This window comes from Vibrio sp. TRT 17S01 (assembly GCF_050113695.1).
GTDB lineage: Bacteria > Pseudomonadota > Gammaproteobacteria > Enterobacterales > Vibrionaceae > Vibrio.
Window position 1 is genome coordinate 14472 of sequence record NZ_JBNJOG010000011.1, and the last position, 16053, is coordinate 30524.

General features: G+C 45.0%; 16 protein-coding genes. 8 read left to right on the plus strand and 8 right to left on the minus strand.

Features of this window, described 5'->3' with window-relative positions; all coding sequences use genetic code 11:
• Window positions 1-32: 32 nt before the first annotated feature.
• The 3 genes from ettA (at window position 33) to ACQEXS_RS16155 (ending at window position 3270) form a co-directional block, all read left to right on the plus strand.
• Window positions 33-1700 carry an energy-dependent translational throttle protein EttA gene (gene ettA, locus ACQEXS_RS16145; protein ID WP_367988273.1) on the plus strand — a complete coding sequence of 556 codons (1668 nt, stop codon included), beginning with the start codon at window positions 33-35 and terminating at the stop codon, window positions 1698-1700.
• Between the two features lie 172 nt (window positions 1701-1872).
• A complete protein-coding gene (locus ACQEXS_RS16150) occupies window positions 1873-2250 on the plus strand; it encodes a PilZ domain-containing protein (RefSeq protein WP_427011476.1) in 378 nt (125 codons plus the stop codon).
• 6 nt (window positions 2251-2256) lie between these two features.
• Window positions 2257-3270 (plus strand): M23 family metallopeptidase, encoded by a 1014-nt coding sequence (locus ACQEXS_RS16155; protein ID WP_427014514.1) that lies wholly within the window; start codon window positions 2257-2259, stop codon window positions 3268-3270.
• Window positions 3271-3309: 39 nt separating this feature from the next.
• Here ACQEXS_RS16155 and tyrA read toward each other — a convergent pair whose 3' ends face one another.
• Entirely contained in the window at window positions 3310-4437 is a 1128-nt protein-coding gene (gene tyrA, locus ACQEXS_RS16160) for a bifunctional chorismate mutase/prephenate dehydrogenase (protein ID WP_427014515.1), read from the minus strand.
• An 8-nt stretch (window positions 4438-4445) separates the two neighbouring features.
• Window positions 4446-5522, minus strand: coding sequence for a 3-deoxy-7-phosphoheptulonate synthase (locus ACQEXS_RS16165; protein ID WP_427014516.1), 1077 nt, complete (start codon window positions 5520-5522; stop codon window positions 4446-4448).
• Window positions 5523-5762: 240 nt separating this feature from the next.
• On the opposite strand from ACQEXS_RS16165, the gene ACQEXS_RS16170 reads away from it, so the two are divergent.
• Both ACQEXS_RS16170 and btsR read left to right on the plus strand, forming a co-directional pair.
• Window positions 5763-7439, plus strand: coding sequence for a LytS/YhcK type 5TM receptor domain-containing protein (locus tag ACQEXS_RS16170; RefSeq protein WP_427014517.1), 1677 nt, complete (start codon window positions 5763-5765; stop codon window positions 7437-7439).
• Between the two features lie 9 nt (window positions 7440-7448).
• Window positions 7449-8162, plus strand: coding sequence for a two-component system response regulator BtsR (btsR, locus tag ACQEXS_RS16175; RefSeq protein WP_367988266.1), 714 nt, complete (start codon window positions 7449-7451; stop codon window positions 8160-8162).
• 60 nt (window positions 8163-8222) lie between these two features.
• On the opposite strand, the gene nagZ is transcribed toward btsR, so the two are convergent.
• Window positions 8223-9209: a beta-N-acetylhexosaminidase gene (gene nagZ / locus ACQEXS_RS16180; protein WP_427014518.1), complete on the minus strand. Its 987-nt coding sequence runs from the start codon at window positions 9207-9209 to the stop codon at window positions 8223-8225.
• A gap of 99 nt (window positions 9210-9308) precedes the next feature.
• On the opposite strand from nagZ, the gene ACQEXS_RS16185 reads away from it, so the two are divergent.
• Together ACQEXS_RS16185 and murQ are read left to right on the plus strand one after the other, a co-directional pair.
• On the plus strand, window positions 9309-10418 hold the full coding sequence (locus ACQEXS_RS16185; protein ID WP_427014519.1) for an anhydro-N-acetylmuramic acid kinase: 1110 nt from the start codon (window positions 9309-9311) through the stop codon (window positions 10416-10418).
• A 15-nt stretch (window positions 10419-10433) separates the two neighbouring features.
• Window positions 10434-11360 (plus strand): N-acetylmuramic acid 6-phosphate etherase, encoded by a 927-nt coding sequence (gene murQ, locus ACQEXS_RS16190; protein WP_367988262.1) that lies wholly within the window; start codon window positions 10434-10436, stop codon window positions 11358-11360.
• A 30-nt stretch (window positions 11361-11390) separates the two neighbouring features.
• Here murQ and ACQEXS_RS16195 read toward each other — a convergent pair whose 3' ends face one another.
• Together ACQEXS_RS16195 and ACQEXS_RS16200 are read right to left on the minus strand one after the other, a co-directional pair.
• Window positions 11391-11720 (minus strand): hypothetical protein, encoded by a 330-nt coding sequence (locus tag ACQEXS_RS16195; RefSeq protein ID WP_367988261.1) that lies wholly within the window; start codon window positions 11718-11720, stop codon window positions 11391-11393.
• 111 nt (window positions 11721-11831) lie between these two features.
• Window positions 11832-12176 (minus strand): DUF2799 domain-containing protein, encoded by a 345-nt coding sequence (locus tag ACQEXS_RS16200; protein ID WP_427011467.1) that lies wholly within the window; start codon window positions 12174-12176, stop codon window positions 11832-11834.
• Window positions 12177-12380: 204 nt separating this feature from the next.
• On the opposite strand from ACQEXS_RS16200, the gene ACQEXS_RS16205 reads away from it, so the two are divergent.
• Complete coding sequence (locus tag ACQEXS_RS16205) at window positions 12381-13865, plus strand: carbon starvation CstA family protein (RefSeq protein ID WP_427014520.1); 1485 nt, start codon at window positions 12381-12383, stop codon at window positions 13863-13865.
• 102 nt (window positions 13866-13967) lie between these two features.
• Here the strand turns inward: ACQEXS_RS16205 and ispH are convergent, their stop codons facing one another.
• The 3 genes from ispH to lspA all read right to left on the minus strand — a co-directional run bounded on the left by ispH (window position 13968) and on the right by lspA (window position 16002).
• The gene (ispH, locus tag ACQEXS_RS16210; RefSeq protein ID WP_367988257.1) at window positions 13968-14930 is read right to left on the minus strand and encodes a 4-hydroxy-3-methylbut-2-enyl diphosphate reductase; all 963 of its coding nucleotides are present in this window, start codon (window positions 14928-14930) and stop codon (window positions 13968-13970) included.
• A 24-nt stretch (window positions 14931-14954) separates the two neighbouring features.
• On the minus strand, window positions 14955-15386 hold the full coding sequence (gene fkpB, locus ACQEXS_RS16215; RefSeq protein WP_427014521.1) for an FKBP-type peptidyl-prolyl cis-trans isomerase: 432 nt from the start codon (window positions 15384-15386) through the stop codon (window positions 14955-14957).
• A 106-nt stretch (window positions 15387-15492) separates the two neighbouring features.
• Window positions 15493-16002: a signal peptidase II gene (gene lspA / locus ACQEXS_RS16220; RefSeq protein ID WP_367988255.1), complete on the minus strand. Its 510-nt coding sequence runs from the start codon at window positions 16000-16002 to the stop codon at window positions 15493-15495.
• Window positions 16003-16053 lie beyond the last annotated feature (51 nt).

Here is a 16053-nt window from a genome sequence, read left to right on the forward strand (position 1 = left end):
TATTATGACTCAATTGTTAGGAACGATCGGCAATGGCTGAATACGTATATACCATGTCGCGGGTGAGCAAAATCGTGCCACCTAAGCGTCAAATTCTGAAAGACATCTCTCTTAGCTTCTTCCCAGGTGCAAAAATCGGTGTTTTAGGTCTGAACGGTGCGGGTAAATCAACGCTACTACGTATCATGGCTGGCATTGATACAGACATTGATGGTGAAGCGCGTCCACAACCGGGGCTAAATGTAGGTTACCTCCCTCAGGAGCCGGTACTCGACGAGTCGAAAACCGTTCGTGAAGTGGTTGAAGAAGCGGTTGCTGACGTTGCTGATGCACTTAAGCGTCTTGACGCGGTATATGCGGCTTATGCCGAAGAAGGTGCCGATTTTGATGCACTTGCAAAAGAGCAAGGCGAACTGGAAGCATTGATTCAAGCAAAAGACGGTCATAACCTAGACAACGCGCTAGAACGCGCTGCAGACGCACTACGCCTGCCAGAGTGGGATCAGAAGATTGGACACCTATCAGGTGGTGAACGTCGTCGTGTTGCTATCTGTCGTCTGCTTCTAGAAAAACCTGACATGCTACTACTCGACGAACCAACCAACCACTTGGATGCGGAGTCTGTAGCATGGCTAGAGCGCTTCCTTGTCGACTACACAGGTACAGTAGTGGCAATCACCCACGACCGTTACTTCTTAGACAACGCTGCAGGTTGGATCCTAGAACTTGACCGTGGTGAAGGTATTCCATGGGAAGGTAACTACACTTCTTGGCTAGAGCAAAAAGATGCGCGTCTACAACAAGAAGCATCTCAAGAAAAAGCACGCCAAAAAACCATTGAGAAAGAACTTGAGTGGGTTCGTCAAAACCCGAAAGGTCGTCAGGCGAAATCTAAAGCACGTATGGCGCGCTTTGAAGAACTACAAAATACTGACCATCAGAAACGTAACGAAACCAACGAACTGTTCATCCCACCAGGTGAGCGTCTAGGTGATAAAGTTGTCGAAGTGAACAACCTGACTAAGTCATTCGATGGCCGCGTTCTGATTGATGACCTATCGTTTAGCATTCCAAAAGGAGCCATCGTCGGTATCATTGGTGCCAACGGTGCAGGTAAATCAACACTATTCAAAATGCTAAGTGGCACTGAACAGCCAGACTCAGGCACGATTGAGTTAGGTGATACGGTGAAACTGGCGTCTGTAGAGCAGTTCCGTGACTCAATGAATGATAAGAACAGCGTATTCCAAGAGATTTCTGAAGGCGCTGACATCATCAAGATCAACAACTTTGAAATCCCTGCTCGTGCTTACTGCTCTCGTTTTAACTTCAAGGGCTCTGATCAGCAGAAAATCATCGGCGAACTGTCTGGTGGTGAACGTAACCGTGTGCATCTTGCTAAACTGCTTAAAGCAGGTGGTAACGTATTGCTACTCGATGAACCAACCAACGACCTAGATGTTGAAACACTGCGTGCACTAGAAGAAGCTCTGCTTGAGTTCCCTGGCTGTGCCATGGTTATCTCGCACGACCGTTGGTTCCTTGACCGTATCGCGACACACATCATTGATTACCGCGATGAAGGTCAGGTTAACTTCTACGAAGGCAACTATACTGAATACATGGAGTGGCTGAAGAAGACCCTTGGTCCTCAGGCAGCGGAACCACATCGCATCAAGTACAAGCGAATTACTAAATAGTATTGCTTGAATTTTGCACAAAGGCCGCTATGATTAGCGGCCTTATTTATTTGCGGTTTATATGGTTGCGCTAGCTTGTGTTCTTAGGGGCTATAATATAATTGCGAACGGTAACGCATTGAAGCTACTTGGATTCTGCTAAGCTTCTTAGAAGTCTATATGAGGGATAACCATGACTGAACGACGTCGCTTTTCACGCATTATTTATCAGGCACAAGCAACTTTGCAGCAAAATGGCACAACAATTAGCGCAGAAGTAAATGATTTATCACTGCACGGACTGTTATTAAAGTCCGAACAAGCAGATAAATTGACCCCTAATCAAACCGTAGATGTTGAATTTTCGCTTCCCGACAGTGATGTCGTTATTCAGTTGGTTGGCAACTTGATAAGTGGCTCCAACGGAATACTAAGAATGAGCATCGATCATATCGATATCAATAGTATTGGACACTTGAAGCGGTTGGTAGAACTCAACGTAGGTGACGACAGCTTGCTACACCGTGAGCTAGAACACCTATCGGATTTAGGGGAATCTCCCCATAACTAATGCGATATGTCACGAAAAATAACGATTTCTATCCCTTCTTCTGATGGAGAGCAGCTTTTTTATATCACCAGAAAAACCGCTCTCATCATACTAAGCTCTATCATTTTGATCACTTGCACCGCTGCGAGCTACCTCTATACCACATGGCGTAGTCAGCAAAATACGCAAGATGACTACCAGCAATTGCTCAACCAAGTACGTCAAACAGAACAACAAAAGAGCGAGTTAGAGCAGCAATACAACGAGCAACTGGACGTCGCTCATTCTTTATCTCTTGAGTTAGAAGAAAAACAAACCCAGCTTCAAACCTTAGGGAAGCGGGTCTTTGATGTTGAATCGGTCCTTGGGATTAGTCGCACAGAGGAAAGCAATAATGAACGCTCGTTAGAAGAGCGGGTTGATGCAGCAGCAATCGATTCTGCAGTACGTGCAACCATGTTTCGCATGATCCCAAACGACACCCCATTGGAATACAACCGCGTATCCTCACCTTTTGGTCGCCGCATCAATCCTATTTCAGGGCAACGTCGTATGCACTCTGGGGTTGATTTAACCTGCGATATGGGAAGCGCAATATACGCGCCCGCTGATGGCGTTATTGAATCGGCTCGACCAAGCACTGGAGGTTTCGGAAACTACGTCACCATGCGTCATGCGTTTGGCTTTACAAGTTCCTATGCCCATTTAGCGAAGTTTCATGTACGCCGAGGAGAATTTGTTCGCAAAGGCCAAAAAATCGCCAGTTGCGGAAATTCAGGAAACTCAACTGGCCCACACCTGCACTACGAAGTGCATTTTCTTGGCCGGCCACTCAACCCTGAAAACACCATGACTTGGACTCCTGATAACTTTGACTCACTGTTTGAAAAAGAGAAAAAGGTCACTTGGGGGCCATTAGTTAAAATGATAGATGATGTGGTACGACTGCAAGTTACGTTAACCAATAACACCACCCCACCACTTAACTTAGATACAGTAAAAAGTGATACAACCGCCGAAACCGGATTAACTACAAATTGAGATACCAACAAAAAGAGCTGCAGCAGCAGCTCTTTTTAGTTACCCGCGATGAATAGAATCATTGGCTTGTTTGAGTAGGTTCTGACTCTCAGCCATAAATTGTAATGAGTAATCTCCAAACCATTCACTGACGGTCGCAAAGCTATCGACAAAGGCTTGCTTATCATGACCTTCTAGGATCTGTAACGCTTCACCAAAGCAGTGGTGAAAACGCTTGATCATTTCAATGTTTTCTTCAGAAGCAAGAATGATGTCACCGTAAAGGTTTGGATCTTGAGCAAACAGACGGCCCACCATCGCTAATTCGAGACGATAAATCGGGGAGCTGAGTTGCAGCAGTTTATCGAGGCTTGGGTTCTCACGGCTCAGATGCAAGCCGTAAGCAAAGGATGTGAAGTGACGCAGTGCCTGAATGAGAGTCATACCATGATCATGCTCATACGCATCGATTTGACACAAGCTCGCACCCCAAATCGAAAATTGCTCTAATAACCATTGGTAATGCTGCTCTCCGCGGCCATGGCAGTAAACAATGACCTGCTTCGCCAAACTTGGAACATCAGGACCAAACATTGGGTGCAAACCAACTACTGGACCATTATGCACCTGCATCATTGCTTGCAGTGGTTTCGACTTGATTGAGGTGAGATCACACAAAATACAATCTTGCGGTAAACGCTCAAGCTTTTCGATCACTCCTTGAGTGAGATGAATAGGAACCGTAACAACGACAAGTCCAGCATCATCTAAGATCTCATCAGCACGATGCCAGTCTTTGCTACCTAACACTTTCACTTGGTAGCCAGATAACTTAAACATGCGACCAAACAAACCACCCAATTGACCATTACCACCGATGATCACGACAGAACGCAGCTCTGGGTTAAGACATTTAAAACCAGAGTCTTTTTCACTGGCGTAAGACTCACGCATGGTTCGACGTAAAATATCTTCAATCAGTTGTGGCGGAACGCCTTTCTTCTCCGCTTCCTCACGTCGAGAGGCAAGCATAGCAGCCTCTCGGTCAGGGGCATAGATGGGCAAACCATACTGGCTTTTCACTTCTCCCACTTTTTCAACCAATGCTAATCGTTGAGCCAATAGATCCAACATCTGTTTATCGACAGCATCAATCTGATCTCTCAATTCGTTCAGTTCTACAGCCATGGACTTCCCTACTCTCCCTTTAGGCGATCTTCCAAGAACGGCACCAACTCAGAGTGCGCATGACGTAATAATGCCTCAGTTGAATCCCAATTAATACACGCATCGGTAATCGATACGCCATATTGCATTTCATTGAGAGGGATGTCAGAAGATTGGTTTCCTTCATTGATATGACTCTCGATCATTAAGCCAATAATGGATTTATTCCCTTCACGAATTTGATGTAATACATCTTCCGCCACTAGGGGTTGGCGACGGTAATCTTTACGCGAATTTGCATGACTACAATCCACCATCAAAGAAGCATCTAAGCCCGCTTTGCTCATCTCTTCTTCACATTCAGCCACTGAGACTGAATCGTAATTTGTTTGTTTACCACCACGCAGGATCACGTGACCATTAGGGTTTCCTTGAGTGGTAAGAAGCGCCACCTGACCTTCACGGTTAATCCCCATAAAACGATGGCTTGACGATGCAGCTTGCATCGCATTGATCGCCGTCGCCAAACTGCCATCGGTACCATTCTTAAAGCCGATAGGCATCGATAAACCACTGGCCATTTCACGGTGGGTTTGTGATTCCGTTGTACGTGCGCCAATGGCAGCCCAGCTAAATGTGTCAGCAAGGTACTGAGGGCTGATCGGATCTAAAGCTTCGGTGGCTAGTGGGATCTCCATTTCAGCCAGTTCAACCAGCAGTTGGCGGCCAACATGCAATCCATGTTCAATATCAAAGCTGCCATCAAGATGCGGATCGTTAATCAATCCTTTCCAGCCAACGGTAGTACGAGGCTTCTCAAAATAAACGCGCATAACAATGTAAAGTTGGTCATTGAGCTGCTCAGAGAGCGCTTTCAAGCGACGCGCATAATCCTTTGCCGCGTCAAGATCGTGAATAGAACAAGGACCACATACCACAAGGAGGCGGTGATCTTTTTTCTGAATAATGTTTGCAATCGTCTGACGAGACTCTTGAATAAAGCGGCGAGCATTGTCAGACAATGGGATCTTTGCTTTCAATTCATCAGGTGTGATCAGAACTTTCTCTTCACTGATGTTAATATTACTCAATTCACTTTTTTGCATAACTTACGACCTGTACATTTTAAATTACAGCCAGTCACATCCTCGACTGACTTTTGCGCTTAACCATAAAATAACAATCTAATCTCACATTGCAAGCGTAAAATATAAAATACACATTATGTAAGATATAATTTACACCTATTTCTTTTTTATCTTTATCCGTATTTGAGCGTTATAGCCATGTTTTCTCACCATTAACTCGACTAAAATCAAGAGCAAATTGCCCATGCAGCGAATACTATGGATCTGATTCTTTCGTTACTTCAACAAATGTGTGTGTACTTAGTACTGGCATACATGTTGAGTAAGACCCCAATTTTTTTACCATTATTGAATATTTCCAGCCGCTTAAGCCATAAGATCAGCATTTACGTCCTATTTTCACTTTTTTGTATCATGGGGACCTACTTTGGCTTACAGATCAATGATGCCATTGCCAATACCCGGGCCATTGGCGCAGTTATGGGTGGGTTATTTGGGGGGCCCGTAGTTGGATTCCTTGTAGGGTTAACTGGAGGTATGCATAGGTACTCACTTGGCGGCTTTACCGATGTGGCCTGTGCTATCTCAACCACCGCAGAAGGGCTGATTGGTGGATTACTGCATACCTATCTCGTTCGCAAAGGGAAAGGGGCAAGTCTCTTTAATCCCAGCATCGTCTTTTCAATTACATTAGTCGCGGAAATTGTCCAGATGGTGATCATTTTGATTGTCGCAAAACCATTTCATGAGGCTTATGAACTTGTTTCGGAGATCGCTGCCCCAATGATCATTGCTAACTCTGTCGGCGCTGCTCTATTTATGAGTATTCTTCAAGATAGAAAAACGATTTTTGAGGAGTATTCAGCCACGTTTTCCCGTCGAGCACTCAATATCGCGGAACGCTCTGTCGGTATCCTTGCTTCTGGATTTAACACTGAAAATGCAGAAAAAATTGCTCGTATTATTTATGAGGAGACTAATGTCGGCGCGGTTTCAATTACCGATGATGAGAAGATTCTCGCATTCGTAGGCATTGGTGATGATCACCATAAACCCGATACGCCAATTTCATCTCAAAGCACCTTAGACGCCATCCAGAAAAATGACATCATCTACCTAGACGGAAAAGAGAAACCTTATCAATGCTCGATATCCTCTCAGTGTAAGCTAGGCTCTGCCCTGATCATTCCTTTACGCACTGGTGATCGAGTCATCGGTACCATTAAGCTCTATGAGCCAAAAAGAAAACTGTTCTCTACGATTAATATGTCGATGGCAGAAGGGATAGCGCAATTGCTTTCCAGTCAGATCCTGTATGGTGACTACCAACAAAAGCAAAACCTTTTGTCTCAGGCAGAAATTAAGCTGTTACATGCGCAAGTTAATCCACATTTTCTATTTAATGCACTGAACACCATCAGTGCGGTCATCCGTCGCGATCCTCCTAAGGCTCGAGAACTCATCCAGCATTTGTCACAATTTTTCCGCAGTAATCTTAAGCAAAATATAGAGACGGTGACCTTAAAAGAAGAGCTGGCACACGTAAATGCTTATCTCACCATAGAAAAAGCCCGATTTACCGATCGTCTTGATGTTGAGTTCAATATTGATGACTCGATCCTTGAACGAAATCTGCCAAGCTTTACACTACAGCCCTTGGTTGAGAATGCGATTAAACACGGTATTTCAAACCGGCTTGAAGGTGGCATCATTCGTATTTTCAGCGAAAACGTTGATGGTGGGACTCGAATCATTGTTGAGGACAATGCAGGGAGTTACACCACACCAGACGAAGACCATATTGGATTAGGCATGCAAATTGTGGATAAACGCTTACGTAACCAGTTTGGTCGCCATAGCGCACTTTGTATCGATGTGGCACCGCAACGCTTTACCCAAATGAGTTTTATTATCCCCAACCAAGGAACGGATTAAGGTTATAACATGCTTTCAGCACTGGTCATTGATGACGAACTATTTGCGCGCGAAGAGCTCACCGAACTGCTCGAAGAAACCGGCCAGATCGAGGTTCTTGATCAAGCGGCAAATGCCATTGAAGGGTTAAAGAAAATCAATCAGCTTAAACCGGATGTGGTCTTTCTTGATATCCAAATGCCACAAGTTACGGGCATAGAGCTTTTAGGAATGTTAGATCCTGATACCATGCCGAAAGTGGTATTTGTCACGGCTTACGACCAGTTTGCCATACAAGCCTTTGAAGAAAATGCCTTTGATTATTTATTAAAGCCTGTCGACACCGCTCGTTTAGAGAAAACACTGGTTCGCCTGCTGAAAAGTGAAGTGAAACCTGACGTCACGGTGCTTTCTCCTGCCACCTTAGATCAAGTGCCTTGTGTTGGCCTCAATCGCATTATGATCATTCCTACCTCAGAAGTGGAATGTGCATACAGCGATATCAGTGGGGTTCACGTACAAACGACAGAGCAAACAGCAACCAGCCAATTAACATTAAAGATTCTGGAAGAAAAAACGCCATTGGTGCGCTGCCATCGCCAATATCTAGTTAATGTGAAAGCGATTAAAGAAATTAAACTGTTGGAAAATGGTTTAGCCGAAATTATCACACTCAGCGATCATAAGGTTCCGGTTAGCCGCCGCTACCTAAAAACCTTAAAAGAAATGCTGGGCTTTCACTAATCCCACCCTACTTCCAAAATGAAAAAGAGCCGCTAAAGCGGCTCTTTTTTAACAGTAGAATTAACACTCCAATAGACGCGTCATCGCCTCTGAAGCTTGTTTCCATTGTGGTGAAAGCCGCAGTTCAGATAGCGTATAGCTTTGCTTTTTCAGCATCGTTTGTGCAATTGGAGTTTCAAGGATTGGCAGGTTATCCAATACTTCGACCTGAGCATCACGTTGATTGCAAACCAACAACATATCACAACCTGCAACTAGCGCCTGATGGGCACGCTCTGCTGGCCCTCCCATGATAGAGGCGCCTTCCATGGTCAAATCATCTGAAAAAATCAGGCCGTTAAAACCAAGCTGCTCCCGGAGCACGCGCTTTAGCCAATATTCAGAACCACTGGCTGGCTCAGGATCATAATGAGGATAAACAACATGAGCCGGCATCATCGCATCCAACATGGATGCATCAATTTGCGCTTTGAATATCGCCATATCTGTTTCGATAATATCGCTACGGTTGTCGATTGGCGTCTCTAGGTGCGAATCGGCCAGCACTCCACCATGCCCTGGGAAATGCTTTCCTGTCGTTGCCATACCCGCCGCCTTCATACCACGCATATAAGCCATGCTATGAGTCAAAATGGTCTCGATATCCTCGCCAAAGGCACGATTGCCAATGGCTTTAGATTGATGTCCCTTGTCCAACACAGGGGCAAAACTAAGGTCAATATCATGAGCAATTAACTCAGCCGCCATTAACCAGCCGCCTAGCTCAGCCAGTTGTTCGCCATTTGCCTGCTCTGCATATTGCTGTGCTGCGGGTATACGGGAGAAACCTTCACGGAAACGCTGAACTCGTCCTCCTTCTTGGTCAACACCGATCAAAAAAGGGCGTTTCACCGTATTTCGAATTGATTTGACCAACGCTTGTAATTGTTCACTATCGTGATAATTACGTGTAAATAGGATTAAGCCCCCAACGGTCGGGTGCTGCAAGATCTCACGATCTTCAGCATTCAGCTCATAGCCTTCCACATCAACCCATAGCGGTCCCATATTTTCTCCCAGCCATTGCAAATATCTTCTATGCAGGCAGATTATTCGGTTTATTATTGCATTACAATGGCTTTCAATAATCGGCAGCGGATTCTGACCATGACAAAACAAGAGCTTTACATTGGCGTAATGTCCGGCACCAGTATGGATGGCGTGGACACCGCATTAGTAACCATTGCAGACAACAACATTCAATTGTTGGCGCACGATGAATACCCAATACCTGAGTCGCTGAAAAATCGGCTTCTCAATGTCTGCATTGGCCAGCAAACCAACTTGAAAGAAATCGGTGAACTTGATCATTTGCTGGGTCACCTGTTTGCCGATGCCGTGCTCGCTTTGCTCGATAAATCGGGTTACCAAGCAACGCAAATACGCGCCATTGGTAATCATGGACAAACCGTATTCCACCAGCCAACTGGCGATGCACCTTTTACGATGCAACTTGGCGATGCCAACATTGTCGCCAGTAGAACAGGTATCGATACAGTTGCAGATTTTCGTCGAAAAGACATGGCGCTTGGTGGTCAAGGCGCGCCTTTGGTCCCGGCATTTCACCAAACCATTTTTCAATCTAGTGACTCTAGTGTCGTGGTACTCAATATTGGGGGAATTGCCAATATATCGGTCATCCGCCCACATGAAAAAGTCTTAGGTTACGACACGGGGCCGGGCAATATGTTGATGGACAGTTGGTGCAATAAACACACTGGTGCGAAGTTCGACAAAAATGCACAGTTTGCCAAGCAAGGACAGGCTCACTCCGAGTTGCTAACCCAACTATTAAGCGAGCCCTACTTCAATCAAGCTGCACCTAAAAGCACCGGGCGAGAGCTGTTTAATCTACCTTGGCTAGAACAACAACTTACAAGCTTTGACATTAATGAAGCAGATGTGCAACGCACCTTATGCGAATATACCGCGGTGACCATCGCTGACGAGGTCTCCAAATTTTTGATAGGTGCTAAGCCGGAATTATTAGTCTGTGGTGGCGGCGCTCAAAACCCCCTATTGATGGCTCGCATTGCAGAACTCTTACCGCAGTGGCAGGTATGTTCAACCTCAGAGAAAGGTGTCGACAGCGACTATATGGAAGCCATGGCGTTTGCGTGGTTAGCGCAACGTCGGATACACAATTTACCTAGTAACTTACCGGAAGTCACCGGTGCAACACAGTTCGCTTCTCTTGGCGTGTTGTATTTTGCCTAACAAATAAGGTTTATCATGACAAACGATGCCCTGATTGCCGCTCTGTCTCATTTGGTTTCAGAAGGACGTAACCCAGAAACCATGGATATCGATTTGCTTTCATCACTTGAAATTGTTGAGCGCATTAACCAACAAGACAAGCAGGTCCCACTTGCGGTTGAAAAAGTATTGCCTGAGATAGCTGACGCCGTAGATAAGATCACAGCCGCGTTTAAACAAGGGGGACGCCTTGTGTACATGGGCGCAGGTACCAGTGGTCGTTTGGGTGTGCTTGATGCTTCAGAATGTCCACCGACATTTGGCGTATCTGACCAAATGGTGCTTGGCCTTATTGCTGGTGGTCCAGAAGCCATATTAAAAGCCAAAGAAGGTGCAGAGGATTCCCCCGAACTTGGAGAGTCAGACCTTCAAGCGATTCAGTTTAATTCGCAAGATGTCTTGGTCGGTATTGCTGCCAGTGGCCGAACGCCTTACGTCATTGGTGGCTTAACGTATGCAAACAAACTTGGCGCAGTGACCGTAGCACTCTCTTGCAACCCAAATTCACCGATTGCAGAAGAAGCGCAGATCGCCATTAGTCCCGTTGTCGGGCCAGAAGCATTAACAGGTTCAACTCGTCTTAAGTCAGGTACGGCACAAAAGCTTGTGTTAAATATGCTCACCACGGCGTCGATGATCCGCCTTGGTAAGAGCTATCAAAACCTTATGGTTGATGTTAAAGCCACTAATAAAAAATTGGTCGCCCGCGCCGCTCGCATTGTCATGCAAGCAACAGAGTGTGAGAAGCAATTGGCGACTCAAATCCTCGAAGAAACGCAATACGACGTTAAGCTGGCAATTTTGATGATTCTGACTGGAATGGATATTGAAATGGCTAGGACACAATTAACCCGACAAGATGGTTTTTTACGTAAAGCGGTTGAAAGTCATAGTGACAGCTAGAAAAAAAGGTGACCTTTTGGTCACCTTTTTTTACTCTTCGTATAGCCATTCATCAAACTGGCGATTGGCTTCATTTTTTGCGCGGCGCTTGATTTCATTCGGGTTGGTCATGTTTTTCACCCGATCGACTTTATCAGTGTATTTGTCTGTCGCTTGGTTCACTTCACGCTTAAGTTGGTTTTCAACATAAGTGCCATTCGAGAGCTCTTTGATATTGCGCTGGGTATTGTTGATCGTGTTGGTAATACGATGCTTATTATGATCGTATTTACGCTTCATTTTGATCGTCTCTTTTAACGCATTGCTTGCACCAGCAGTCAATGGCAACAGCACTAAACCAACAAGTAATAGCTTTCTCATTCTGTGACTTCTCTTCTAATGAACCATTAATCGGTGAATTACAACAAAGTGATCCAGTTCAAATGTCAGAGCAAAAACAAGCCACCATGGCGTCTTATTTAAGAGACAACGTTATTGGCTATGTTCATTCCAGCCACGTTGCCACTCCATACGAAATTTTTGTGCCTGCGCCGTTCCTTCACAAATCCCTTCGTAATATTGACCTGATAAGCCAATCTGATAGGCAAAATTCGGATTACAATATTCCGTTAACCCTTCACTGTAACCTTGCTCGTAATCGTCTTGTTTGACCGCACCCAGATCCATTAGCTCTTTATAAGACCGCTCAGTGTGACCACTGACTGCATCTTGATAACCGATCTGAAACCAATCCCCCTCTTTTGCCAACTGCTCAGGACTCGACGCACATGCACTTAGCAACAACACCAAGCTTCCAATTGTGAGTTTTTTATTCATTGATTTTCCTTTCAATCTTCTTTTCAACGCCATCAAACCACTAAATCGCTCATAGCGCCACCGGCAATCAGTAAAAACCACTTAATTGAGTTATTTGCCACTAACGCCCCCATACGACCACTCGCCATAAAACTGGATGTTTGTTGCCTCTGGGTCTCTTAGTATTCAACGTGAGCTTATAAAATTCATTTAAGGATAGTTGCTATGTTGTGGTTTTTAACCTGTGTCGCAGCCCTGATTGGCGGATACTTTATTTACGGCGCCTTCGTCGAAAAAATTTTTGGTATTAATGAGAAACGCCAAACACCAGCCCACACCAAAACGGATGGTGTTGACTATGTTCCTATGTCGACCAAGAAAGTTTACCTTGTTCAGTTACTGAACATTGCGGGTGTTGGTCCAATCTTTGGTCCGATAATGGGCGCGCTGTATGGTCCAGCTGCAATGCTTTGGATTGTGATGGGTTGTATCTTTGCAGGTGCCGTCCATGATTATTTCTCTGGCATGTTGTCTGTGCGTAACGGCGGTGCTTCGGTGCCAACCATTACAGGCCGCTACTTGGGTAATGGCGCAAAACATTTCATGAACATTTTTGCCATTATCCTTCTGCTATTGGTTGGTGTTGTATTCGTATCTGCACCAGCGGGCATGATCACTAACCTGATCAACGACCAAACCGGCTTCTCCGTTACTATGACTTCAATGGTGGTAGTAATTTTTGCTTACTACATCATCGCTACAATTGTACCTGTCGATAAGATCATCGGCCGTTTCTACCCACTGTTTGGCGCACTACTTATTTTCATGTCAGTTGGTCTAATCACTGCTGTCGCTTTCTCAAGCGAACATACCGTGATGGGAGATTTCCAAGTCAGTGACATGTTCACTAACCTAAACCCAAATGATATGCCGTTGTGGCCTGCTCTATTTATCACGATTGCTTGTGGCGCAATCTCTGGCTTCCATGCTACGCAGTCTCCTTTAATGGCACGCTGTATGGAAAATGAGAAAAATGGCCGCTTCGTCTTTTACGGAGCAATGATTGGTGAAGGTGTGATCGCCCTAATTTGGTGTGCAGTCGCGCTCTCTTTCTTCGGCAACCTAGATGCACTATCAGAAGCAGTGAAGAATGGTGGCCCAGGTAACGTAGTATACAGCGCATCATTTGGCTTACTAGGTGTATTCGGTGGTGTGATTGCTTTCCTAGGTGTGGTGATTCTGCCAATTACCTCTGGAGACACAGCATTCCGCTCTAGCCGCTTGATTCTTGCTGAATACTTCAATGTAGATCAAAAAGCACTACGTAATCGCCTAATGATGGCAGTACCACTGTTCATTCTTGGTGGCATCTTGACTCAAGTTGATTTCGGTATCATCTGGCGTTACTTCGGCTTTGCTAACCAATCAACAGCTGTAATGATGCTGTGGACTGCCTCGGCTTATCTACTGCGTCACAATAAACTGCACTGGATCACCACAGTACCAGCAGTGTTCATGACTACCGTATGTGTGACCTTCATTCTTAACAACAGCACATTAGGTTTCGGCCTACCAATGCAGATTTCAACCATCAGCGGTATCGTATTTGCCCTAGCGGTGGCCACTTACGTGATTAAAACTTCAAAAGGCAAAGGGGAAACCGAGCTACCGGATGAAGAAAAAACATCAACCGTAACAGAAACTGCTTAATCCATTGACCACTTTACTTGCATTAAAAAGGGTTCCGCTTGGAACCCTTTTCTTTTCATTGATATAAAAATGAGAGCAACCTAACTTTCATATCAATCAGCATCAGTCTACTTGCTTGATTTGAAGTTCTTTTGGTACTTCGAAGAACATGTTCTCTTCTCGACCTAGTACTTCTTCAACCGTTTCTGCACCCAACTCTTGAATGCGATTTAAGATCTGATTAACAAGCTCTTCAGGTGCTGATGCACCAGCGGTGACTCCAACTTTTACTTTCCCTTCAAACCATTCTGGTTTGATGTCTTCAGGGCAATCAGTCAAGTAACCAGGCGTGCCTAACTTTTCAGCCAGTTCTTTCAAACGGGTTGAGTTAGACGAGTTCTTAGAACCAACAACTACAACCACATCCACACTTTGAGCCAGTTCTCGTACCGCATCTTGGCGGTTTTGAGTGGCATAACAGATGTCATCTTTACGTGGTCCTTGGATGTCAGGGAAAGCACGGCGAAGCTCTGCAATCACATCCGCAGTTTCATCCACAGAAAGAGTCGTTTGGCTTACATAGTGCAAATTGCTCGGATCTTTCACTTTGGCTTTTAACTGCTCAACATCTGCAGGAGTTTCAACCAAATACATACCACCTTCAGTACTTGCGTACTGGCCCATCGTTCCTTCTACTTCTGGGTGGCCAGCATGGCCGATCAGCACAACTTCCATGCTCTTACGGCTGGCACGTGCCACTTCCATATGAACTTTAGTCACCAGTGGGCAAGTGGCATCAAACACCGTCAGATCACGCTCTTTGGCTTCTTTACGTACTGCTTGAGAGACACCATGTGCAGAAAAGATCACGATGTTATCATCGGGCACTTCATGCAACTCTTCGACAAAGATCGCACCACGCTGTTTTAGACCTTCAACCACAAAGCGGTTGTGCACGACTTCATGGCGAACATAGATAGGTGGCTGATACATCTCAAGTGCACGCTCAACAATGCTGATCGCACGATCAACACCAGCACAAAAGCCTCGAGGGTTAGCTAATAGGATTTTCATTGCATTGCTCATGGAGTCATTATCTTCTTTGGGCGCTTATTCTACTGACAAAATCTCAACTTCAAAAGTCACATCTTGCCCAGCTAATGGATGGTTGAAGTCGACCGTCACTGAATCTCCTGCAATCTCAGTAATGATGCCAGGGATCTCAACACCATCAGGACCACTAAAAGCCATAATGGTACCAACTTCCACTTCTGCATCACCGACAAATTTGGTGCGATCCATATGATGAATATTGTCAGGATTTGGCATACCGAACGCATCAGCGGCATTCAACTCAATCGACTTATGCTCGCCTACAGCCAGCCCTAGTAAACATTGTTCAAAATTATCACTCAAGCTACCGTCACCAATAATTAACTTAGCTGGCTTACCCATATTATGCGTACTGTCGGCTACGGATCCGTCTTTCATTTTTATAGTAAAATGCAGCGTTACTGCAGAGTGTTGGCTAATAATTGTCACGTTACGGCTTCCTTGAAGTGATCTTTAATTTTTAACTGTTCTTATATTAGAAAGCGCTGTCTGAATCAACAGACAGCGCTTAGGGTTATTCGAGGTTTTTCACAACCTATGCTTTTACGTCTTCTTTTTTACGAAAGCTATCTAAGATGATCATTGCAGCGCCAATGCAAATGGCGGTATCTGCTAGATTAAATGCAGGCCAATGATAATCTCCCCAGAAGAAATCAAGGTAATCAACCACAAAGCCATGCACAACGCGATCAAACACATTGCCAACAGCACCACCGATGATCAACGCATAGGCGATGTTATTCCATTTCTCTTTCGCTGGTAACTTACTCATCCAGTAGGTCAACATACCGGTGACGACAAATGCAATCCCGGTAAAGAACCAACGCTGCCAACCTGCCTGATCACTCAAAAAGCTAAAAGCAGCTCCGTAGTTATGGACATAAAGCAGATTGAAGAATGGTAGAACCTCAATACGATTCGCCCAGCCATAACCCATGTTGTCCATAACAAAAAGCTTAATGCCGATATCAGCAAGGAAAATCACCAACGCTAACCATAGCCAGCGCACACCTGATTGTTTAATTGTGAGTGCTTGTTCGCTCATAGGATTCCTAAAAATAGCCCCAGTAATTACTGGGGCTATAAAAGCTAAATA